Source organism: Nocardia macrotermitis (assembly GCF_009604405.1).
Classification (GTDB): Bacteria; Actinomycetota; Actinomycetes; order Mycobacteriales; family Mycobacteriaceae; genus Nocardia; species Nocardia macrotermitis.
Genome location: NZ_WEGK01000008.1, coordinates 132,285 through 155,485 on the forward strand (window position 1 = coordinate 132,285; position 23,201 = coordinate 155,485).

Sequence of the window (23,201 nt, forward strand, 5' to 3'; positions counted from 1 at the left end):
ACCGGGTCCGCCGCACCTGGACACAGAGTGTCGTCAGCCGATCTGGACGACTCGGGCCCAGGCGGGTGGGCGATTCGGGACATAGTTGGGGTCGTGTTCGCGCCAGGCCCGCTGGTGGCCGAAGAGACCGACCACGGTGCGGCAGGCGGGGCGGGTGCTGGGCCAGGGGGTGTGGCCGTCGGTGAGAGCGACGATGACGTCCGGATGTTGTTGCGCGCGTAGGGCTCTGGTGAACCCGACGCGCAGGTCGGTGCCGCCGCCACCGATGAGGGGAATGCCGTCGGCCTCGCAGAGAGGGTGGGCGATGCGGGCGGCGGCATCGCAGGACAGGACGCTGAGCAGGTCGCGGCGGCCGCCCAGAGCGCGGGTGATGGCGAAGGTTTCCAGTAGGGCGCTGCCGAGTTCCTCGTCGCTGACCGAGCCCGAGGTGTCGATGATGACGCTCACCCGCGCGGGCATGTGGCGCAGGCTGGGCAGCACCACGCGGGGCAGGGCGGTTGCGCGGCGGGCGGGCCGGCCGTAGGTGTAGTCGTCACCGATGCCGGGTGCGCAGGCGGCGGCGCGAATGGCGGCGCGCAGCAGATCGCGCCACGGCTGCGGTGGGTGCAGCGCTTCCTGCGCCCAGCGACGCCAGGTGCGGGAGGCATTGCCGGGATGGCCGTCGATGCCCCGGGCCACGCGGAATCGGACCGCGTCGCATTCCTGATCGCTGAGGCCGTCGGCCCCGTCCGGGCCCAGTTCCCATTCGCGGTCCAGTCCGTCGGCCCCGCTGCCGCAGTCGAGCCAGGCCATCTCCTCGGTGTGCCGGCCGAGCCGGAACTGGTGCAGATAGTCCTCCATGAGTTCGCCGCTGCGCAGGCCCAGCAGCGCGGGCAGGACGGCTCCCTCGGGTTCCACCAGGCCGTCGCCGAAGGCGTCGTCGTTGATCTCGGCGTCCGCGGCGATATTCATCCGCAGTCGTTCGGCCGCGCCGGTCAGGTTGTGTTCGCGGGCGAAGCGGTCGCTGCGGCCGTGATGGTCGCGCAGCAGATGCGAAACCTCGTGCACCAGAATCGAAGCCAGCTCCTCCACCGGTTTGCGGGCGACGAAAGCCGGTGAGATGTAGCAGCGCCAGTAGCGGTCCACACCCATCGTCGGCACGCTGCGCGATTCGATCAGGTGCAGCGCGTAGAGCGCGGTCGCCAGGTAGGGGCGCGCCCGGACGGCGAGCAGGCGGGCGGCACAGAGTTTGTCGACGTCGAGCGGTGTTGTCATCGTTTCACCTGCACCGCAACGCGATTCGCGGCCTGGTTCGCCGTACGCGACACCGAGACCATGCCGCCGAGCTGGTCGATGGCGGCGGGCACGTCCCAGTCCTCGCGGCGCAGCGTGGCCAGGGTGGTCGCGGGGACGACCACCAGATCCGGCGCACCGGTCTCCACCGCCCGGACCAGCAGGGACCACGCCGCATCCCAGCGGGCCCGCGTCGGTTTCCGGCGGATCGCCGCGACCACGCCGTCCAGTACCACCTGGCGCAGATCGCCGCGTTCGGGCAGTTCGGCGGCGTCCGGATCGGCGAGCAGCGCCTCCGGGTCGGGCAGATCCATCCGATCGATACTGGTCAGCAGCTCGAACCCCGGACCGTCACCGACCGTGCCCCGGATGAGCAGCGACATCACATCGTTTCCCGCACCGGCCGCCGTGGCGAAGGCGATCAGGCGCACGGTCATCTCCCAGCTGCGCGGCGACGGCCAAGCGCCGCCTCTACGCGCCTCGCCACTGGGCAGCCGATGCACCAGCGCGGGCCGGGCAGTGAGCAGCTCGCACACCGCACGTCGCGCGAAAGCCACTGCCGCCGGGAACTTTTCGGGATCCAGCTCGGGCAGACTCGCGCGCGGCCAGATGCCGCCGAGGCCACGCACCACCACCTCGGGGTCGTGCATCCAGTTCAGGTGCACGAAACGGTTGGCCAGCGGCGGACTCAGCTCCCAGCCGTCCGCCGCCGAGGACCGCGGGTTCGCCGCGGCGACGATGCGGACCCCGGCGGGCAGTTGCAGCGCGCCGATCCGGCGTTCGAGGACCAGGCGCAGCAGCGCGGCCTGGACGGCGGGCGGTGCGGTGGACAGTTCGTCCAGGAACAGCAGACCGCGACCGGCCCGCACCAGCCGCACCGCCCAGTCCGGCGGGGCCAGCGGCACCCCGTGCGTGGTGGGATCGTCGCCGATCACCGGCAGACCCGAAAAGTCCAATGGCTCATGCACACTCGCGATGACGGTGGTCAGCGGGAGGTCCAGGGATTCGGCGAGTTGGGTCAGCGCCGCGGTCTTGCCGATGCCCGGCTCACCCCACAGCAGCACCGGCAGGTCGGCGGCCACGGCCAGCATCAGGGCTTCGAGCTGGATGTCGGGGCGGGGTTCGGTGGTCGCCGCGTTCAGCAGGGTCAGCAGTTCGTCGGCGGTGTCGACCCGGGAAGTGCGCGGCAGTGTCATGGTCGGAGCGTGTGCAGGCATGTGTGAATCACCTTTGGGTTCAGGAGAATTGGATGAAATGTGCGCGAGCGGTCAGCGCGACATGGCTTGGCGTGGATGAGAGCGTTGGGTGCGGGTCGGACGTTCCACCGGTGGCGCGGGGGCGGTCTGCCCAGCACGGAAACGTCGGTAGACGATCTCCCGCCGCGCCGCCGCCTCCAGCTCGTCCCGCAATGGTCCCGCGCGCAGTTTCGCCTGGCGGCCGAGCAGGTTCTCGACGATGGCGAGCGCACCCGCGACATCACCGTGCGTCAGCCGTTCCCGCACGCCCGCAAGACAATCCGGCCGACGGTGCGCCCGATCGATCACCTGTAGACAGGGCAGCGGGGTGCCGGACAGGGCGACGAGCAGTTCCTCCCGCCGGATCTCGTCCGGACTGTGGTCCAACGCGGTCAGGATCCCGTCGACCAGTCCGATGCGGTGCTGTTCTCCCCGGCATTGCACCAGATGCGGGCCGGTCGGGTTCGTGACGGAAGCCGTTGTGGCCGAATCGAAGTCCGGTACGAGCGCCGTGGCGACCAGTGGATGGAGCCGGTCGGCGGTGAGCGCGCCGGACCGGAGCAATTCCAGATCCGGGAGCACCCAGGTTGCCGCGTGCGGTAGCACCGACAGTGCGGGTGTCACGCCACGGGGGTAGCGCCGGACGATTCGCAGTGTCGCGGGATCGCCCCCGCCCTCCACGATCACCCTGCGCTTCGCCCCGATTCGCACCAGCACGGGATCATCGGGATGCCCGTCCGCGCGCAGCATGAGGTCGACCTCGGCCGCCCAGCGATCGACCGCACACCCCAGCCGGGCCGCTTCCCCGAACTCGGGTTCCATCCCCTCGCCGTCGAATATGCCTGTACCGGAACGTATTCCGAGTTCATCGCTGCGTCGGGCATCCCAGAGGTGCGGGTGCAGATCGAATCGGAAACGACGGTTGGGCCGGGGATGCGGATGTCGGCCGATACCGGCCTCGGGCTGGGATTCGTCCCACAGCGCCAGGCTCATCCGCTGTCCGGAGTCCGCCCAGGCGGGCGCGGTCCGGACCACCAGATGTACCGGACTCGCTCTCCCACAAGGGTTTCCGGTATCTCCGGGGCCGTATCGGGCCAACGTCGCGGTCAGGCCGGGTCTCAGCAACCCGTCGGGAGCGACCCTGGGCATATGCCAGCGCAGCAGATCCGGTGCCAGTTCGCGCAGATCGGCCCGCACCCGGGCCGCGAACTCGCGACCATACCGGCACGCCAGCGCCCGCAGATCGACATCCACGTCGAAACCCGCTGCGGCACAAGCCCCGGCCCAGTCCCCGGCACGACGCCGAGCAGTGGCGTTCTCGATCATGGAGGGCGGCACCGCGAACTCGCGTACCCGCCGCCAGAAGGAAATTCGGGATTCGATCCCGTCCGTCGAAGAGTGCATCAGCACTCACCTCGAACGAACGCGACCCCCAATCCTGCATCAGAATGAGTAATCATCGTCACCGATGCTAACGCCTCCGCGCGACGCGGTCCAGTCGGGGTTGACGAACTGTCGCCACCGTTACCGCTCGGCGAGGGCCGGGGACTCCGCACGGGAGTACCGGCCGACGGATCCGATCGCGTCTGCGGCTGCCCGGTATCCGTGCCGCGGCACGAACTGTCCGGTCGGGCCGGGGTCGTGGAATCCGTTGCCGTCTAGCACGACTCGGCCGCGAGCGATGACGAACTCCGGCCAGCCACGCAGTTCGCGCCCGTCGAACGGGGAGAAGTCGGTGCCCATGTGCAGGTCCGTGGCCGCGACCGAGCGCGTGTGATCCGGGTCGAAGACGACGAGGTCCGCGTCGTAACCGACGGCGACGGCACCTTTGCCGGGAAGTCCGTTGATCCGGGCCGGGGCCGCGGCGAAGACGTCCACGAATCGCCGGAGGACAGCGGGATCCCATGGCGCACCCAGCGTGTCGCACAGTGCGGTGAAGGTGACCGGCATCCGCGTCTCGACTCCCGGCAGGCCGTGCGGCATGTGGCGAATATCGTCGCGACGTTCGCGCTTCTGTTTCAGGTCGTAGCAGGAATGATCGCTGGCGATCGTATCGATCGCCCCGGCGGCGAACCGTTCCCGCAGTGCCGCAACGGTTTCCGGCGAACGCATCGGCGGACAGCAGGCGAACCACTCGGGGAACTCCCCCGAATAGACCTGCTCGTCCAGGGCCAGGTAGTGCGGACAGGTCTCGGAGTGCACATCGAGCCCCCGAGCACGCGCCGCGCGCACCAGATCGACCGCGCCCGGCGTCGACTGATGAACGAAATACGCTGCCGCACCGGTATATTCGGCCATCGCGAGCACTTCGCGCACCGACGCCTCCTCGGCCAGTTCCGGGCGGGTGCGGTGCAGGTGCCGGATTCCGATCGTGCCCGCGGCGGCGTGCCGTTCGGTGCAGTCGACGATCATCGCGTCGTGCTCGGCGTGCACGTAGGTCAGTCCGTCCAGCCGGACCATCTCCCGCATGACCTTCAGCACGGTGTCGTCGTCGGCCATCGTGGTGCCGCGATTGGTCGTGTAGACCTTGACCGATCGGATGCCGAGCTCCGCCAATTCCGTCAGTTGATCGGGAGTCGTTGCGTCCCAGTCGATCACACACGCGTGCAGCGCGACATCGCACCGCGCCTGCCGGGCCAGTTCCAGCTTGCCGAGCGCTGCGGCGAGCGGGGTTTCGGTGCCGTCGCGCGGGATACCGAAGTCCATGATCGTCGTCGTACCGCCCCACAGCGCCGCACGTGAGGTGGTCGCGTAATCGTCCAGCGTGCGATACCGACCGGTGATCTGCGCGACGTGACAATGACCGTCGACTCCACCGGGAATGACGACGCGACCCGCCGCATCGATCACCCGCGCGGCCACCGGAACCGGTGCGGCGGCATCGAGGACCGCGACGATCCGACCGCGATCCACGACCACATGCGCGGGACCGAACCCGGCGGCGTTGACGACGAACCCGTGGGCGACAACGAGATCCGGTATGCGAGCGGCGCTCATGTGCTCACCGCCGCGATGATCGTCGCCCGCACCTGCCCGGCGTCCTGCGAGACCATGATCCGAAACCCTGCGTGCACGACAACCTCCCACCGCAATCATTTTGGTATTCCAAAGCTTGCCCACCGCGCCACCGCCGGTCAAGATATCCGGCCGCACCGTAATCGGGGATTAACACACTTCGCAGTGGTGAGGACCGATTCCCAGCCCCGGATCACCACCTCGGCGGCGATGCGCACTCGGACGAACGAGCACGATGCATTCGTTTTGGTATACCGTGATATCGACACAGTGCGGCGATGCCGACAATCGGCGGATGGGGTGAGATTCCAGTGGCGACAGAGCAGACCGCGACCGTACTGGAGTGGACGCGACTGCGCGACGAGGTCTGCGAGCAACTGCGGGACCGCATCATCGCCGGGCAGTTCGAGCCCGGACACCGCCTGGTCGAGCGAGATCTCGCCGAGCAGTTCGGGGTGTCGCGGATTCCGGTGCGGGAGGCGATCCAGACGCTCATCACCGAGGGCTTCGTGGAGGTGCTCTCGCCGCGCAAGATCGTGGTGAAGCGTGTCTCGCGACGCGATGTCGAGGAATTGTTCGGCGTCCGTGAGGCATTGGAGACCTACGCGGCCCGCGAGGCCACACTGCGGGCCGACGCCGCGGAACTGCGCACGCTCGAGCGCCTGGTCGAGAAGGCCCGGCGGGCAACGCTTTCCGGCCATCCCGACCGGATCAGCCGGGCCAATTCCGAATTCCACCGCCACATCATCGAGATGGCCGGCAATCAGCTGCTCGCCGATCTGCTCCGGCCGCTCGAGGGGCGGCTGCGATGGCTGTTCCAGCAGATCGACAATCCGGGGCACCTGTGGTGCGAGCATCGGGCGCTGTACGAGGCGATCGCGGCGGGTGATGCGGATGTCGCGGCCGATCACGCGCTGCGTCATGTGCGGGAGAACCGGGGTGTCGCGTTGAAGATCCTGTTCGGCGAGGACCAAATCCTTTAGGCGCATGGCGATTTCGCACCTCAGAGTTTCCCACTCGCGTCGAGGATTTCGTGAATCGCGGAGATCGCGGCACTCAACGCCTCACGATCCCCGGCACCCCACTCGCGCTCACGCAGGCTGTGCACCGACAGCCAGCCGACCATGGCCGCACCGCGCACGACCGGCCCGAGCATCTGCGCCCGCACGCCGTACACCTCGCGCAGCGCGTCCGGCGGCTTCGGATCAGCACCGAAGTCGTTCTGCACCAACAGTTCACGATGCCGCTCCAGCCATTCGACGGTATTGAGCCGCCGCTGGTCGAGCGAGGCGTCCCGCCGGATCGAGGACACCCCGTCGCGTAATCCCTCGGCCGCGGTGAGATCGACCGCCAGCCCCTGTTCGGGCAGATCGATGCGCAGGGTGGTGCGGTCCGCGCCGGTCGCCTCGAGCAGCGTCTCGACCGCGTGCTGAAAGTCGTTGCGCAAGTGGCCCGCCCACAGCAGCTCACCCCAGCCGGGCACCGCGCATCCGGCGGGCAGTGCCCGCCAGAGCGTCGCGGAGACGCTGTCGAAGACCGGAATCCCCGACTCGGCTTCGGCACCGGCGGCCACGGCGGCACCGAACACGTTCGTGCACACCACCGCGACCGCATGCGCGTCGTGGGCCGCGGCCGTCACCATCCGCCGCACCTGTGCCTCGGGCACCTCCGCGAACGCCGCGTTGTCGGTGATGTCGAGGTATTCACATGCGACACAGTCGATTCCCTCGCCCCGATACACCGCGCGAATACGCTCGGTCACCTCCGCCGTGTACGGCACGGCGATCCCGAGTCTGGTGACGCCGTACGCGTGACACGCCTCCAGCAGCGCGAGAGTCGATGTGGTGACCTCGATTCCGGTCGCCTCCGCCAGCGCCGCGCACAACGCGCGGTCGTGATCGATCCCGAGCCATGAGCCCGCCGTGCCGTTCCAGACCAGGATGTCCACGCCCGCGTCGGCCAGTAGCCGGGCCGCCGCCAGCATCGGTTCGAGGGCGAACTGACCGTCCGCGGCGGCGTCCAGCCCGATCCGGGTGACCGGCACCCGAGCGAAATGCACTGATACGCCCTCGATTCCGGACAGCATCCGGTAGGTCGTCGGTTCCAGGCAGGTGTTCGACGACGGGACGATCATTCCGACTCGGTACACGTGGTCACTCCTTCGTACGTTCGACCGGCTGCTCGCGATCGAGTTTGGTATGCCAAAGCGCCGCATCTGTTACGCGAAGGTTCTCAGTCTGTTTCGTCTGAAAACGGCACGTTAAGTTTGGTATGCCAAATTCCCGGCAATCGCCGCCGGATCACGCCATAACGGCAGGTAGACGGCGGTCACCGCGGGTGCCGAACCGGCGTGAGAACCGGTTGACATCCGGCCGGTCTCCCCCGAATCTCGTTGCTGTCCGGCTCTTTGGAATACCAAAGACACCGGAGGCGTCCCCCCTCTTCCGCTGGAGCTGTCATGTCCGCAAACTCCCACGAGCCGCACCTCGAACTGGCCGAGGAATACGAGCACGAACCCGTTCCCGACACCGCCCGCCGCAGCACCCTGTCCATCGCCGCGGTGTGGTTCGGGTTCCCGATGAACCTCGGCAACGCGGTCTTCGGCGGTGTGATCGTCTACAACCTCGGCGTCGTCGCGGGCCTGGCCGCGCTGCTGCTGGGCAATCTCATCCTGTTCGGCTACGTCGGCGCGCTCAGCTACATCGCCGGACGCACCGGCAAGAGCTTCTCGCTGCAGGCCGCCGCCACCTTCGGCAGCACCGGCCGCCGGATCGCCGCGGCCTTCCTGGCGACGGTCGTCATCGGCTGGTTCTCCTTCCAGATCGGGCTCACCGGAACGACGCTGCGCGACGCGCTGGGCTGGCCCGCCCTACTGGCCGCGGCGGTCGGGTGCGTGCTGTACACGCTGGTGACCATCGTGGGCATCCGGGCGCTGTCCTGGCTCGGCATGATCGCCGCTCCGCTGTTCGTGGTGCTGGCCGTGGTCGCGCTGTGGTTCGGCGCGTCGGGTAACGGGCTGTCCGTGCACCAGGTGCTCAGCTACCACGGCGGCGGCACCGCGCTCTCGTTCGGCGCGGCGGTCAGCATCGTGGTCGCCGGTTTCGCCGACTCCGGCACCATGACGGCCGATTTCACGCGCTGGGCCAAGACCGGCCGCGCCGCGGTCGGCGCCACCTTCTGGGCCTTCCCCGTCTCGAACTTCATCGCCTACGCCATCGGCGGTCTGGTGGTCGCGGTCGGCGGTTCGGCGCATCCGGCCACCGACGGCGGCGGCTTCCTGGGCCTGCTGACCGGACACGGCCCGCTGCTGACCGGTATCGCCGTCGCGTTCGTGTACATCAACCTCGGCTCGGTCGCCTCGCACTGCCTGTACAACGGCGCGCTGGGCTGGTCCGGCATCACCCGGCTCGGGATGCGGCCGGTGGCGCTCATTCTCGGTGTGGTCGGCCTGGTCACCGCGCTCACCGGCGTGTGGAGCCACTTCCTGGACTGGCTCAATCTGCTCGGCATCTTCGTCCCGCCGATCGGCGCGGTGCTGATCGTGGACCAACTGCTGCTGCGTCGCACGATCGGACGAGAGTCCTTCCGCCCCACCGCATTCGCCGCCTGGGCGCTGGGCGCGGCGGCGGCGACCGTGGCGCACTACCTGCTGCCGGGGTCGGTCGACGCGGTGATCGGGATCGTGGCCGCGGCGCTGGTGTACGCCGCGATGGAGAAGTTGCGGCGACCGCGCACGGTCTCCGCGCTGGTCACCGAGACGCAGGTGGTGCAGGCATGATCGACACCGCACAGCCCAGCGCCACCGAGTTGGTCGGCAGACTCGCCTCCGGCGCGGTGTCCCCGGTCGAGATCGTCGAGGAAGCCCTCGCCCGCGTCGCGGACGCCGATCCCGAACTGCACGCCTTCTGCACCCTGACCCCCGAGATCGCCCTGGAGCGGGCGCGGCAGGTCGAGCAGGAGCTGCGGGACGGGACGGCCGGGCCGCTGGCCGGGGTCCCGTACGCGGTGAAGGATCTGATCTGCACCAAGGGAATTCGCACCACCTCGGGTTCGCTGGTGTACGCCGATTTCGTGCCCGAGCAGGACGATATCTGCGTCGAACGGCTGAACGGTGCGGGCGCGATCAGCCTCGGCAAGACCAATGCCAGCGAATTCGGTTACAGCGCAACGGGAACCAATCCCCTGTTCCCCACCACCCGCAATCCGTGGGACCCTGCCCGCACCCCGGGTGGTTCGAGTGCCGGATCCGCGGCGGCCGTCGCGGCGGGGATGATTCCGTTCGCGCTGGGCAGCGACGGCGGCGGCTCGATCCGGATTCCGGCGGCGCTGACCGGGACGGTCGGGTTCAAGCCGTCGATGGGGCGGGTGCCGGTGTATCCCGGGTGCCGTGACGAGCGTTATCCGGGCGTATCCGGTTGGGAGAGCATCGAACACATCGGTCCCATCGCCCGCACGGTGGACGACATCGCGCTGGCCATGAGCGTGCTGGCCGGGCCGGATCCCCGCGATCGGCACACGCTGCCCGCCGGTGATGTCGACTGGCGGGCCGCCGTCCGTGATCCGGATATTCGCGGGCTGCGGATCGGCTACAGCGCCGACTTCGGTTATCTGACAGTCGATCCGGAGGTCCGCGCGGCGGCCGATCGCGCCGCCGCCGCATTCGAATCCGAACTCGGCTGCGAGGTAACGGAATTCGTCCCGGACTGGGAGGATCCGGCACGGCACTTCACGGCGCTGATCATGGCCGAAACCGATCTGGTGGGTATGCGCGCGTTACTCGGCGAATACCGGGAACGTATCTCACCCCACCTGGTCGCGATGCTCGAAACCGATTGGACCGCAGAGGATTTCACCCAGGCCAATATGATGCGCAAGTCCGTGGTGAACCGGATGGCCCGCCTCATGAGCCGCTTCGACCTGCTGCTCACCCCCACCGCGGCCGTCCCCGCCTTCCCACTCGACATCGAGGGCCCCACCGAGATCGACGGCCGACCGGTCTCCCCCACCGCCTGGCAGGGCTTCACCCCGATCGCCAACCTCACCGGCCAACCCGCGATCAGCCTCCCGGCGGGCATCACCACCGCAGGCTTACCCGTCGGCATCCAGCTCATCGGACAACACCTGGGCGATGCGACCGTCCTGCGCGCCGCCGCGGCCTATGAGCGAATCGGCCGGTGACTCGAAACATGTAGCGCCACAGACTGTTTCATAACACAGCGCAAACCGACGCCCACCGAACGCCGACATCCCGCATCGACGCTCGGTGGGTACGCCTGTTGGTGGCCGACAACGCCACCGGCACCCGACGTCGACTCCTCACTGACGATAGATCTCCACGTGCGCACCGGTCGTCGTGCCGAAACTCATCGGCCCCAGACATGAGGCCCCGCCCTGCCCGGACGGCACGAAGGACCCACCCCACGACCCGTGATAAGGGCCGATCGCCATGAGCGGAAAGGCCTCCGGGATCCCGTGCAGCCCAAAACATTCCACGATGAGCGTGTACTCCCGACCCGGCGGTGCCCCGACATCGTGACAGGCCGCCCGCGCCCCGAACAGATCCGTGGTGACGGTGCAATCCTGTGGCGCCGCCTGAGCCGTACCGGTGCCGATCACCGCGGCAAATCCCAGTGCGGATACCGCACCGACCGCGACGCGTGCGGCGGTCATCGTCGTTCGTCGCATTCACAATCCTTCCGAAGGGTTCCTCTGATCATCGGATGCGGACGGCGAATGGTTACCGAACGGGCTGGTAGCGGCGTGTCGGGGTCCCGGCGGCGGCGTTCAGGCGAGCCGGGTGATCTCCACGATCACGTCCAGATCGGTGGATCGGCCGCCGTGGAATATGCCTTTCAGCGGCGGCACGTCGGCGTAGTCGCGGCCGACGCCGACCGAGATGTGCTGTTCGTCGATGGCGGTGGCGTTGGTGGGGTCGTATCCCCACCACGTCCCGGTGAACGCCTCGATCCAGGCGTGACTCTGCCCCGCGACGGTCTCCCCGATCGCCGCCTCGGGATCGGGATGCAGATAGCCGGAGACGTAGCGGCACGGAATTCCCATGGCGCGCAACAACAACAGCGTCAGATGCGCGTAGTCCTGGCAGACGCCCTTGCGATCGGACCACGCCTGCACCGCCGAGGTGTGCACCGAGGTGGTCCCCGGCACATAGGTCATCCGCGAATACACCCAGTCGGCCGCGCGCCGGACCGCCTCCACCGGCTCCACCCCGCGCGCCAGATCCGCTGCGGCCCCGGCCAATTCGCCGTCGGCCGGAACGTATTCGGTGGGCGCCAGGAATTCGGCGTACAGATCGAGGTTCTCCTCGGAACGCAACTCCTCCCAGGACCAACGCGACCCGGCCGGACCCACGCCGGATTCGGTCTCCACCACCGACAGACCGGTCACCGCCAGCGCCGAATGCGGAACATGCAGGTCGAACGCGGTCACCGCGCTCCCCCAGTAGTCCATGTACCGGTACGGCCGGGTCGCGGGCGTGGTCTCGACCCGGTTCAGGATCACGTTCTGCCGGGCGTCGGTCAGCGGCGTGAGCCTGGCCTCGTTGAAGGACCGGGTGACCGCGTCGTCGTAGGCGAACCCCGTGGTGTGCACGACCCTCATACGCCAGCCCATGATGGTTCCTCTCTCACAGTTCCCCGTCCAGCACCGCGGTCGTCCCGAGGTGGTGGCGGGCGTCGGTCCAGGCGACCCACGGCGCGGCGTGGAAATATTGCAGGGCGATGGCCTCGTTGACCTCGCGGCAGGTCTGTTGCAGATCGGCCAGCCGGGTTTGCAGATCTTCCAGAAGTACTCCGGGAGCGAGGAATTCGAGTTCGCTGCGCGCGCGTCCGAGCAGCCGCTGTGCCTCGTTGCGGGATCCGACCCGGCCGCCGGGCGCCTGGTCGAGTTCGTGCAGGCAGATCTCGGCGAGTTGCACCGAGTGGAAGACCGAGCGCGGGAACAGCCGATCCAGCAGGATGAACTCGGCCACCAGACGCGCGTCGAGCACCCCGCGATGGGTGCGCAGATACGCGTCGTGCGCCCCGGCCGACCGCAGCACGCTCACCCACGCGGGCGAGTTCGCGGGTTCACCGCCCCGCGAAAGCAGTAGGCGCACAGTCATATCGACGCGCTCGAGCAGCCGCCCGAGCAGCAGGAACCGGTACCCGTCGTCGCGGCTGAGGGTGGAGTCGGCCTGCCCGGCGAACATCGCCGCCCGATCCTCGACATACCGGAAGAACTCGTACGGCCCCAATTCCCGCGCCGCGCGCATCGCGCCGCCGAGCCCGTTGTAGGCGGTGTTCAGGCATTCCCACAGTTCGGCCGAGGTCGCCTCGCGCGCGCCCCGGGCGTTCTCCCGGGCCGCGGAGATCGAGGCGACGATGGAGGCCGGTTGGCCGTGGTCGAAGGCGACCAGTTCGGTCAGCGACCAGACGTCGAGTTGCCCGTCGGGCAGGTCGATTCCCAAGACACGCAACAGTTTTCGAGCCGCCCGGTCCGGATCGACGGTCACGTCCTCGAGCAGCTGATGCACCGTGACGTCCAGGATCCGGGCGGTGTCGTCGGCTCGCTCCACATAGCGGCCGATCCAGAACAGTGATTCCGCGTTCCGCGCCAGCATCACGCCTCCTAGCGCTGTCGTTGCTACTGCTGTTGTTGCTGTTGCGACTGGCTCACCGACAGGGCCGGACTCTGTTCGGCGTGATCGGTGACCTCGGGTTCACCCACCAGTTCGAGCGCGGCCTCCTCCCGCACGCCGATCGAGCGCGAGGCCAGCACCCAGGTGTCCTTGCTGCCGCCGCCCTGGCTGGAGTTGACCACCAGCGAACCCTCGGGCAACGCCACCCGCGTCAGGCCGCCGGGCAGCACCCACACGTCGTCGCCCTCGTTGACCACGAACGGCCGCAGATCCACGTGGCGGGGCGAGAGCGAATCCCCGATCTTGGTCGGCACCGTCGAGAGCTGCACCACCGGCTGGGCGATCCAATTGCGCGGTTCGGCAAAGACTTTCGCGCGGATGCTCTCCAGTTCCTGTGGTGAGGCGTCGGGACCGAAGACGATGCCGTATCCGCCCGACCCCTCCACCGGTTTGATCACCAACTCATCGATCCGGTCGAGCACTTCGGCGCGTTCGTCGTCGAGCCAGCAGCGGAAGGTGTCCACATTGGGGATCAGCGGACTCTCGCCGAGGTAATAGTCGATCATGGTCGGCACGTAGGTGTAGACCAGTTTGTCGTCCGCGACGCCGTTACCGACCGCGCTCGAGATCACCACATTCCCCGCGCGCGCCGCATTCAGAATTCCCGCGACGCCGAGCACCGAATCCGGATTGAAATGCATCGGATCGAGGAATTCGTCATCGATCCGCCGATAGACCACATCGACCTGACGTTCACCGTGCGTGGTGCGCATATAGACGACATTGTCGCGGCAGAACAGATCCCGCCCCTCGACCAGTTCCACACCCATCTGCCGGGCCAGCAGCGAATGTTCGAAATACGCCGAATTGAACACACCGGGCGTCAGCACCACGACGGTCGGATCGGCGGCGTTGGTCGCGGCCGAGGCACGCAACGCCCGCAGCAGATGACTCGGATAATCGCCCACCGGACGCACCCGGTGCGAGGCGAACAGATCCGGGAACACCCGGGCCATGGTGCGGCGGTTCTCCATCACGTACGAGACCCCGGACGGCGACCGCAGATTGTCCTCGAGCACCCGGAACACGCCGTGTTCGTCGCGCACCACATCGATTCCGGCGACATGGATGCGCACGCCGTTGGGCGGTGCGATGCCGACCGCCTCGCGATGGAAATTCGGGCAGGTGGTGATCAGCCGCCGCGGAATCACCCGATCCCGCAGAATATTCTGCTCGCCGTAGATATCGGCGAGGAACATCTCCAACGCCCGAACGCGTTGCGCGAAACCCTTTTCCAGCCGCGACCATTCCGCGGCCGCGACCACCCGCGGCACCAGATCCAGGGGAAACGGCCTTTCCTGTCCGGAAAGGGAGAACGTGATGCCCTGATCGATGAATGCCCGGCCGAGGGCATCCGAACGTGAGACCAGTTCACCTACGTCCATTCGCATCAATCCTTTGTGCACGCCGCGATAGGGCTGACGAATCCGCCCCACCCGGTCGAACATCTCGTCGTGGGCATCGGGGTGACGCTCGACGTGGTAGCCGTCGAAAATCCCCGGTGGATACTCTATGGGCTTGGCAACCGCTGTCATCCTCCGATGGTCCCGCATCGTTCGGCGCGGATGTCGTCACGCAGGTAAAATTTTCGAACCAACCGTGTTTCGCCGCAAAGGTTTACGAACCTAGGCCCGCGCCAGCCGACGCATCCGCACCCCGAGCGCCGCGACGTGCGCGGCTGCGGCCCGCTCGGCCGCGGCGGCGTCCCCGATCTCGATGGCGTGCACGATCGCGACGTGTTCGGCGACCGCGAACCGACGTCCGGCCTCGTCCGACCACAGCCCGGTGTTGTAGAGGTGGGCCTTGGCGTCGAGTCGGTGCAGGGCGTCGCTCAACGGCTGATTGCCCGCGAGATCCCTTACCGCGGTGTGGAATTCGAGGTCGCGCCGGGCCTCGCCGAGTGCGTCGGCGGGTTCGGCCAGCCGCGCCTGCTGGCCCTCGACCAGGCCGGCCAGCCGCCGCACATCGGCCGCCGACGCCCGCAGGGTCGCCTCCCGCGCCGCGTACCCGTCGAGCAGTTCCCGCACGGCGAGCACGTCGGTGATCTCCCGCTCGTCGACGTGCGCCACCCGTGCCCCCGCGTGCGGGGTGTGCACCGCCAGCCCGTCGGCGACTAGCCGCTGCACCGAATCGCGCACCGGACTCCGGCTCACATCGAGCGCGGCGGCCAGCGCCGGAACGCTCAGCGGCGCACCCGGCGGCAGCTCACCGGTGAAGATCCGGTCCAGCAGCTGCTTGTAGACCGCCTCCCCGAGCAGCGCGTCCGAACCACCGTTCACCAGCGCCGTCCTCCTCCCCCGCTCGGCTTCGACCGGCGCGCTCACGCCGTGGGGCCCGCGTAGTTCGCGGCGACCCGCTGTCGAAGGTACTCGGCCGCGGTGATCGGCGGATAGCTGCCACGCGGCGGCGCGATCACCACGTCGCGATTGGCCTGGGCGAAGAACGGGATGGAGTAGCGCGGCCCGGTGTACTCGCCCGCGCCCGGCACCCGGACGCGATGGAAGGTCGAGCGCAGCGCGTCATCGCTCCAGCGCATGAGCATATCGCCGATATTGCAGGTGATCACGTCGTCCGAGGGCAGCACCGGGGTCCACTCCTGGGCGTCGGCCTCGCGGCCGGGACAGACCTGCAGGCCGCCCTGGCCGTCGCGCTGGAAAAGCAGTGTGAGACAGTCGAAGTCGGTGTGCGCGCCCGCCCGCCAGGTGCCGGGACGACCGCGCAGTTCCGCGGGCAGCGCGTAGTAGTGGATCAGCCGCAGCGTCGACTGGTAGGCGGCGGACTCGGGATCATGTGCGCGAGCGAAGAATTCGCGATCGAAGCCGAGCCGGTCGGCGAAGCAGGACAGCACCCACATCGCGAGTTCCCAACAGTGCCGCTCGAATTCGAGCATGAAGTCCCGGAACCCCGGCAGTTCCTGTTCGACCGGCCACATCCCGGCCATGTGCGGGCGGGTGATCTGATACGACTCCTTCTGGTCGGGCGTGCCCACCGAGGGCCGGACCTGACTCGAGTACTCCCATCCCGCGTTGTTCGGTTTGTCCAGTGGCAGTGCGGATTTGGCGGCTTCGGACAGTGCGAAGAAGTCCGCGGCCCGCGCGAACGCCGCGTCCACCAGCGGCTGCGGGATCGAATGATTCACCAGCTGGAAGAACCCGATCTCGGTCGCGGCGTGCCACAGCTGGTCGGTGATCTCCTCACGTCGGGTCTCGCGATCGGTCAGATCGATCCGCGGGACGCTGCGCGCGGTCTCCACGCCCAGCCCGCCCATCCGGCTCTCCCGGTCCAGTTCCCGCATGCGGTGCTCGGTCATCGTAGGTGTTCTCCTGTCGGGCAAGGGGTTTCGGAGTCAGGTGCGGGCCGCGCGCACCCGGGCGGCCTCGCGATCGGCCCCGGCGGGCGCGGCGCCCAGCTTCATGCCGGCGAGTTTGGCCCGCAGATGTGCGGCGATGGTGATCGGCGGGTAGGCGTCCGCGCCGGGCGGCACGGTGCCGGGCAGCGGTTCGATCACCGCGTCGTGGTTGCCGTCGAAGAAGAAGGCCGCGGATCGGCGACGTTCGATCCGGCCGTCGACCACGGGCGGGTCCACGCGGTGCAGGGTCGACCGCCACACGTCGTTGGTCCAGCGCGCGAAGGCATCGCCGAGGTTGACCAGGAACGCGCCCGGATCGGGTGCGACCGGATGCCAGACCGCGTCGGGTCCGAGCACTTCCAGTCCGGCGACGCGATCCGCCCACAGCACGGTCAGAATCCCGAAATCGGTGTGCGCGCCCATTCCGGTGAGCGGCCCGTCCAACTCGATCGCGCCCGGGGGCAGCGCGTAGTTGTTCATCTTGAGGGTGTCGATGGAGTGATCGACGAGATCGTCGAAATGGTTGGGGCGCAAGCCCAATGCGTCCGAACAAGCCCGCAGCAGAGCCCGCGACAGCGCGGTCGCCTCGCGCAGGTACGCCGTCACCGACGAGCGGAACTCCGGCACGTCGGGCCAGCAGTTCGCCGGATAGTCGGCCGCGGGCAGATCCAACCCCGGATAGGCCGCCGCCTCGGTCCCCACGGTGAACGACTCGTAGTAGTCGTGCATCCGATTCGCCGGAGCCACACCGAGACTCATGCTCAGCGACTCCGATTTCGGTGGCGTGTAGCCGCGATTCTCGCCCGGACGGCGGAACTCGTGTTTGGTCCGCGCGGGTGCGCCGAAGAAGTCGTCGATCGCCGCGGCCAGCCCGTCGATCGCGGCGGCGCTCACACCGTGCCCGACGACTTGCAGGAAACCGACTGTGCGACAGGCATCGTCGATACTCCTCGCGACCGCCGCGCACGCCGGATCGGTGGCCGCACAGGCCGCCGGATCCAGATAGGGCGTGATGTCGACCGTGGGGACGACGAATTCGCCGTCCGCGGTGATGTTTTCGCTCATCGAGCACCTCCCGAACCGTGCCAGCGCCCGACCGCGAGCCGGGACACCGCCGAACAGACGACGAATACGACCACACCGAACGCCGCCGCCAGCACGATCGCCGCGATCAGGTCGGTGGAGCGCAGCTGCGCCCGGTAATCGTCCATCAGTGTGCCGATACCGGGTTGCCCCTGTGCGAAGAACATGTCACCGATGATCGCGCCGATGATGACCTGCCCGGACGCGATCCGGAGCCCGGTCAGGATCGCGGGCGAGGCCGCGGGCAGTTCGAGCCGGACCAAGCGTTGCAGCCGCGAGGCCCGTCCCAGCGTGAACAACTCGTGCAGTCCCGGATCCACCGAGCGGAACCCGAAATGCGTATTGGTGATGATCGGGAACAGCGCGATCATCACGCACACCGCCACCCGAGAGGTGGTGCTGTAGCCGAACCACAGGCCCAGCAGCGGCGTAATGGCCAGAATCGGAACCACTTGCAGCACAACGGCATACGGGAAGATCACCCGTTCGAGCCACCAGGTCTGACTCATCAGCGCACCGACCGCGATCCCGATCACCGCGGCCGCCACGAACCCCATCCCGGCCACCTGCGCCGTCTCACCCAGCGCGACGAGCATGGGACGCAGATGCACGGGATCGAGCAGCGACTCCGAGAGCACCGTGTGCGGTGCCGGGAGCAGGAACCGGCGTTGCGGACTGAGCACCAGATAGGACACCGCGTACCAGAGCGCGATACCCGCGACCAGCGCGCCAACGGCCACCGACCCGCGCCCGAACCGGGCCACCAGCCTGCGCGAGGCGGCCGGCGCGACCTCGGGGGTCCGGGCGATCGGAACATTCAGCACCGTACTCATGCCACACCTCGCAGCAGCCCCGAGATCCGCGCGACGGTTTCGGTGTATTCGGGCGTGAATCGCAGCTCAGCGCCCCAGGATCCGCCGTCCCCGCGCTCACCGCGCGGCCGGGGCAGATCGACCTCGATCTCGGCCGCGATCCGGCCGGGCCGGGCCGACATCACGACCACGCGATCGGCGAGCAGCACGGCCTCGGAGACCGAATGCGTGACGAAGACCGCGGTGAAACCGCCGCGTTCGCACAGGCCCAGCAGTTGTAGCTGCATCTCCTGCCGGGTGAGTTCGTCGAGCGCGCCGAACGGTTCGTCCAGCAGCATCAACTCCGGTTCCAGCGCCAGCGCGCGTGCCAGCGAGACCCGCATCCGCATCCCGCCGGACAACGCCTTGGGCAGGTGCTCCGCGAAATCGGCCAGACCGACCGCGGCCAGCGCCGCGTCGACGCGCGCGACGTTCGGCGGACGGCATCCCGGCGAGTTCGACCAGCAGGGATGCGTTGCGGCGCACCGAAGCCCACGGCAGCAGCGTGGCGTCCTGGAAGATGAAGGCGACCGACGGCGTGCCCACCGCGACCGCACCCGAGGACGGCCGCTCCAGCCCGGCGGCCAGGCGCAGCAGCGTGGACTTGCCGCAGCCCGAAGGCCCGACGACCGCGACGAATTCGCCGCGACGCACCGACAGCGACACCGAGGACAGCGCCGTCGTCCCGGTCGGATAGGTCATCGACACCTCGTGGAACGACACCTGGTCGTTCGCTCGCAGATGCCGCGCGTCGACACCGTTACGGGTGTCGGCCAGCGGGGCGAAGGATGACAAGGGAACCTCCGATGCAGGAACGAGTTGCGAGCAGATTCGGCTCGCGGCGTGGATCCAGCATCTCGATTGCATGTAATTACTGCGTGAACTATGCCGTGAACATCTTGTTACATGCATCGCCCGGGCTTGTGGACTCGTCGCCCGGTGCGCGACCGTGTAGACGCCCCGGCACCGCAGGCCACCGCATCCACGACCGCTTCCGGTCCCCCGGTCCCGCCACCGAACACGTTGCAGGAGAACAGATGTCCCCATTGCACAGCCGCGTCGCCCGACGCGCGGCCATCCTCACCGCGGCGCTGTCCGTCGGCATCGGCACCCTCACCGCGTGCGGCTCGTCCACCGCGCCCGCACCGAAGGTCTCGCTCGCCCCGGCGCCCGCCGCGCAACGCCTCGCGGACGTCTGCCCGGCCACGCTCACCGTGCAGCTGCAATGGCAGCCGCAGGCCGACATGGGCGGGCTGTTCCAGTTGCTCGGGCCCGATTACACGGTCGACACCGGCACCAAATCGGTCACCGGGACGCTGGTGGCGCAGGGGAAGGACACCGGGGTCAAGCTGCGGTTGAAGTCGGGTGGGTCCGCCATCGGATTCCAGTCGGTCGCCTCCCAGATGTACGTCGACTCGTCGATCGACCTCGGGCTCGTGCACGGTGATCAGGTCGTCGCGGCGAGTGCGGCCCAGCGTGTCGTCGGGGTGACGCCGCTGCTGACGCACAGTCCGGCGATCCTGATGTGGGATCCGGCCAAGCATCCCGGGCTCACCCTGCGCGGGCTCGCCGCGTCGCACGCCACCGTCGTGGTGTCCAAGGAGCAGACGTTCCCGACCTGGTTGCTCGCCAAGGGTTTCGTCACGAAATCGCAGCTGGACACCAGTTACGACGGCAGCCCCGCCCGGTTCGTGGGCGATTCCTCGATCGTGCAGCAGGGGTTCGCGGACGCCGAACCGTGGGAGTACCAGCACAACACCCCGGCGTGGAACAAGCCCGTCGCCGAGGCGCTCATCTCGGAACTCGGCTTCGATCCGTACGCGTCCAACGTGTCCGTGCGGGCCGATCGGCTCGCACAGCTGACGCCGTGCCTGCGGAAGCTGGTGCCGATCATCCAGCAGGCCGACGCCGACTTCGTCACCGCGCCGGCGGCCACCGACCAGCTGATCGCCGACGTGGTCGCGAAGGATCCGAGTTACGCCACCTACTCGCTCGCCGAGGCCGAATTCGCGTCGGGCGTGATGAAGTCGAAGGGGATCATCGCGAACGAGAACGGTTCGGTCGGCACCTACGATCCGGCGCGGGTGAGCGCGTTCGTCACCGATCTCGCGCCGCTGCTGGCCGCGCAGGGGTCGAAGGTGGATCCGAAGGTCGATCCGGCCGCGCTGTTCGATCCGCGGTTCGGTGATCGTTCGATCGGCATCCGGTGAGGCCGATCACGTTGCGGCCCACCGTGACCCGGATCCACACCGTGTCCGATGTGACCGTGTGGACCGGCGTCGCATGGCGACCGCACGCCGATGTGCTGATCGCAGACGGCGTAGTCACCGAGGTTCGCGACCATGTTCCGGCGCACGGCCCGGGTGTGATCGACGGTGCCGGTGGGCATCTCGTTCCCGGCTTCGTGAATACCCATACACACCTGCAACAGTCGCTGTGCCGGGGCGTCGGCGAGGGGCGGCCGCTGCTGGAGTGGCTGCTCGCCGTCGGCGAGGCGATGAACGCGATCACGCCCGAGCGCGCCTATGTGGCCGCGGTGGCCGCCGCACTCGAGGGTCTGCTGTCGGGGACGACGACGCTCGTGGAGCACATGTGGCCGCATCCGGCGCCGGAGGTGCACGACGCCGTACTCACCGCGTTGTCGGACGTCGGCGTGCGCGCGGTGCTCGGGCGGGGTATCGCCGACCGCGAAGATCCCACGCGCCGTTGGGGTTTCGACCCGCGGCTGATGCAGCCGCTGGACACCGCGCTGGCCGACACCGACCGGCTCGCCGCGGCGGCCGGGCATCACGTGACGCTGGGTCTGGCCGTGCCGAATCCGCGTTCGCTGACGGTCGAGGGGATGCGGACCGTCGCCACGTTCGCCCGGGAACGCGAGCTCACGGTGATGATCCATCTGTCCGAAACGGGCACCGACGACGCGATGTGCCGTGAGCACGCCGGTCTGTCCGCGATCGATTATCTGGCCGAGGGCGGGCTGCTGAGCGAGCGGCTGCTCGCCGTGCACGGCGTCGAGCTCGACGCGGACGCGCGCCGGGCGCTGTCGGATGCGGGTGCGGCGGTGTCCTGGAATCCGGTGTCCAACATGCGACTCGGGTCCGGCGTCGCACCGGTTCCGGAACTGCTCGCGGACGGCGTCGCGGTCGGGCTCGGCGTGGACGGCGCCGGGTCCAACGATCGGCAGGACATGCTGGAGACGCTGCGCGCGGGCGCGTATGTGCAGCGTGCGCATGCGCGCCGCGCGGATCTGTTCGACATCGGATCGATGCTCGCGATCGCCTGCGACGGTGCGTCGCGGGCGCTCGGACTCCCCGTCGCCGCCACGCCGGGCGGGGTGAGTGCCGGTCGGCTCGCCGACCTGACGCTGCTGCGGTTCGATCGGGACTTCGCGTGCCTGCCGGTGAGCGACCCCGGAGCGACACTGTTGACCTGCGGCACACCGCGAATCGTGGATACGGTGCTGGTCGGTGGTGACGTCGTGGTGGCCGACGGCCGCAGTACGCGAATCGACGTCGAGACGCTCACCGCCGCACTGCTCGCCCTCACCCCGACCGCCGCGCACCGGGAGGCGTGAGGATCGCTTCCGCGAGCGGGCACCCACCGCTCGAACACCGCTGGTCCGGTTCCGGCAGACTGTCCGGATGGCACATTCGGCCGCGTACCGCCCCACCCCCGCCGACCTGGCCGCGGCGCAGGATCGCACCATCTCCGATCTGCTGGCGCCGGACCTGCGCGTACTGTTCTGCGGCATCAACCCCGGGCTGTGGTCCGGCGCGACCGGTCACCATTTCGCTCGCCCCGGAAACCGCTTCTGGCCCACGCTGTTTCGGTCCGGATTCACCCCGCGCCTGTTCCGGCCCGACGAAGAACGCGAACTCCTCCCCCTCGGCCTGGGCATAACCAACGTCGTCGCCCGCACGACGGCCAAGGCCAGCGAACTGACCGCCCAGGAATACCGCGACGGCGGCCAGGCACTCACCGAACGAGTGCTGCACTACCGCCCCCGGGTCCTGGCGGTCCTCGGCCTCGGCGCCTACCGCACCGCGTTCGGCCGCCCGAAAACCGTCGTCGGCCCGCAATCCGAAACGCTCGGCGACACCGACATCTGGGTCCTGCCCAACCCCAGCGGGCTCAACGCCCACTACACCCTCGACGCGCTGGCCGACGAATTCCGGAAGCTGAGGGAGACAACCGGATTCGAGTGAGGTCGGTTCCGGCGAATGCCAACGGATCCGCCCACACCGCGCGACGCACCGGCATCGTCGTGTGCGACGGCGTGAGGTACTCACCTGGCCCGAACCTGCACAGGGTAGACACGCTTGCGGAGCGGGTCGACCGAACCTCCGCTGTGCGATTGTCGTTCCTCGCCCGTTGATCAGCGACCAGAATTCCCACAGCCGAAACCTCCTATTAACCGGGGAATTGCATTCCGGCAGTTCTGCTTTCGCTTAATTACTCGGATCCAGGTGAGCCGTCGGCCCCGAGGGCCTGGTCGGAGGATGTGAGTGGGATGGGACTGTTGGGGTGCGGCGGGTGTGACGAGCGGAGTTGTGGAGCCGAGGGGTCGAAGCGGGCTGTCGTTCAATCGAAACCTGTTGAGTAACAGGCGAATTCGAAGTGAACTACGAGCGAACGGGCGCTGATCGGGTGGGGGTGCGCCGGGGTGCGGTGCAGATGGTTCGGCGTCGGTGGCGTGAGCC

The 23,201-nt window shown here is 68.5% G+C and carries 19 protein-coding genes and 1 pseudogene; 6 read left to right on the forward strand and 14 right to left on the reverse strand.

Translation table 11 applies throughout. The features are described from left to right. Positions 1–33 precede the first annotated feature (33 nt). From NRB20_RS19825 to NRB20_RS19840, 4 genes are all read right to left on the reverse strand, one after another. A complete protein-coding gene (locus NRB20_RS19825; protein WP_153411647.1) occupies positions 34–1,254 on the reverse strand; it encodes a vWA domain-containing protein in 1,221 nt (406 codons plus the stop codon). After that, positions 1,251–2,489: an AAA family ATPase gene (locus NRB20_RS19830; protein ID WP_153411648.1), complete on the reverse strand. Its 1,239-nt coding sequence runs from the start codon at positions 2,487–2,489 to the stop codon at positions 1,251–1,253. Before NRB20_RS19830 ends, NRB20_RS19825 begins: the two co-directional genes overlap by 4 nt. 51 nt (positions 2,490–2,540) lie before the next feature. Beyond that, complete coding sequence (locus tag NRB20_RS19835; protein ID WP_153411649.1) at positions 2,541–3,911, reverse strand: hypothetical protein; 1,371 nt, start codon at positions 3,909–3,911, stop codon at positions 2,541–2,543. Between the two features lie 120 nt (positions 3,912–4,031). Then, a complete protein-coding gene (locus NRB20_RS19840) occupies positions 4,032–5,504 on the reverse strand; it encodes a dihydroorotase (protein WP_153411650.1) in 1,473 nt (490 codons plus the stop codon). Between the two features lie 329 nt (positions 5,505–5,833). On the opposite strand from NRB20_RS19840, the gene NRB20_RS19845 reads away from it, so the two are divergent. Beyond that, positions 5,834–6,505 (forward strand): GntR family transcriptional regulator, encoded by a 672-nt coding sequence (locus NRB20_RS19845; RefSeq protein WP_319945148.1) that lies wholly within the window; start codon positions 5,834–5,836, stop codon positions 6,503–6,505. A 20-nt stretch (positions 6,506–6,525) separates the two neighbouring features. Here the strand turns inward: NRB20_RS19845 and NRB20_RS19850 are convergent, their stop codons facing one another. After that, complete coding sequence (locus NRB20_RS19850; RefSeq protein ID WP_319945149.1) at positions 6,526–7,671, reverse strand: maleate cis-trans isomerase family protein; 1,146 nt, start codon at positions 7,669–7,671, stop codon at positions 6,526–6,528. 309 nt (positions 7,672–7,980) lie between these two features. On the opposite strand from NRB20_RS19850, the gene NRB20_RS19855 reads away from it, so the two are divergent. After that, positions 7,981–9,300, forward strand: a complete 1,320-nt coding sequence (locus tag NRB20_RS19855) for a purine-cytosine permease family protein (protein WP_153411652.1) — start codon at positions 7,981–7,983, stop codon at positions 9,298–9,300. Next, positions 9,297–10,700, forward strand: coding sequence for an amidase (locus NRB20_RS19860; RefSeq protein ID WP_153411653.1), 1,404 nt, complete (start codon positions 9,297–9,299; stop codon positions 10,698–10,700). Before NRB20_RS19855 ends, NRB20_RS19860 begins: the two co-directional genes overlap by 4 nt. Positions 10,701–10,838: 138 nt before the next feature. Here the strand turns inward: NRB20_RS19860 and NRB20_RS19865 are convergent, their stop codons facing one another. From NRB20_RS19865 to NRB20_RS19905, 9 genes and pseudogenes are all read right to left on the reverse strand, one after another. Then, entirely contained in the window at positions 10,839–11,207 is a 369-nt protein-coding gene (locus NRB20_RS19865; protein ID WP_227833686.1) for a hypothetical protein, read from the reverse strand. A gap of 99 nt (positions 11,208–11,306) precedes the next feature. Further along, positions 11,307–12,152, reverse strand: a complete 846-nt coding sequence (locus NRB20_RS19870; protein ID WP_194289935.1) for a transglutaminase family protein — start codon at positions 12,150–12,152, stop codon at positions 11,307–11,309. A 13-nt stretch (positions 12,153–12,165) separates the two neighbouring features. Further along, positions 12,166–13,140 (reverse strand): alpha-E domain-containing protein, encoded by a 975-nt coding sequence (locus NRB20_RS19875; RefSeq protein WP_153411654.1) that lies wholly within the window; start codon positions 13,138–13,140, stop codon positions 12,166–12,168. Between the two features lie 23 nt (positions 13,141–13,163). Continuing rightward, positions 13,164–14,753 carry a circularly permuted type 2 ATP-grasp protein gene (locus NRB20_RS19880; RefSeq protein ID WP_194289936.1) on the reverse strand — a complete coding sequence of 530 codons (1,590 nt, stop codon included), beginning with the start codon at positions 14,751–14,753 and terminating at the stop codon, positions 13,164–13,166. 90 nt (positions 14,754–14,843) lie between these two features. Beyond that, the gene (locus tag NRB20_RS19885) at positions 14,844–15,497 is read right to left on the reverse strand and encodes a GntR family transcriptional regulator (protein WP_319945150.1); all 654 of its coding nucleotides are present in this window, start codon (positions 15,495–15,497) and stop codon (positions 14,844–14,846) included. Positions 15,498–15,538: 41 nt separating this feature from the next. Further along, complete coding sequence (locus NRB20_RS19890; protein WP_153411656.1) at positions 15,539–16,528, reverse strand: isopenicillin N synthase family dioxygenase; 990 nt, start codon at positions 16,526–16,528, stop codon at positions 15,539–15,541. Positions 16,529–16,564: 36 nt separating this feature from the next. Further along, positions 16,565–17,632, reverse strand: a complete 1,068-nt coding sequence (locus NRB20_RS19895; protein ID WP_153411657.1) for an isopenicillin N synthase family dioxygenase — start codon at positions 17,630–17,632, stop codon at positions 16,565–16,567. Next, the gene (locus NRB20_RS19900; RefSeq protein ID WP_153411658.1) at positions 17,629–18,483 is read right to left on the reverse strand and encodes an ABC transporter permease; all 855 of its coding nucleotides are present in this window, start codon (positions 18,481–18,483) and stop codon (positions 17,629–17,631) included. The genes NRB20_RS19895 and NRB20_RS19900 overlap by 4 nt, the downstream gene beginning before the upstream one ends. Continuing rightward, positions 18,480–19,203 (reverse strand): annotated as a pseudogene (locus tag NRB20_RS19905) (ABC transporter ATP-binding protein). The gene NRB20_RS19900 and the pseudogene NRB20_RS19905 overlap by 4 nt, the downstream one beginning before the upstream one ends. Positions 19,204–19,538: 335 nt before the next feature. On the opposite strand from NRB20_RS19905, the gene NRB20_RS19910 reads away from it, so the two are divergent. From NRB20_RS19910 to mug, 3 genes are all read left to right on the forward strand, one after another. Then, positions 19,539–20,711 (forward strand): nitrate ABC transporter substrate-binding protein, encoded by a 1,173-nt coding sequence (locus NRB20_RS19910; protein ID WP_227833687.1) that lies wholly within the window; start codon positions 19,539–19,541, stop codon positions 20,709–20,711. 41 nt (positions 20,712–20,752) lie between these two features. Further along, entirely contained in the window at positions 20,753–22,075 is a 1,323-nt protein-coding gene (locus NRB20_RS19915; RefSeq protein ID WP_319945151.1) for an amidohydrolase family protein, read from the forward strand. A gap of 67 nt (positions 22,076–22,142) precedes the next feature. Beyond that, positions 22,143–22,706, forward strand: coding sequence for a G/U mismatch-specific DNA glycosylase (gene mug, locus NRB20_RS19920; RefSeq protein WP_153411659.1), 564 nt, complete (start codon positions 22,143–22,145; stop codon positions 22,704–22,706). Positions 22,707–23,201 lie beyond the last annotated feature (495 nt).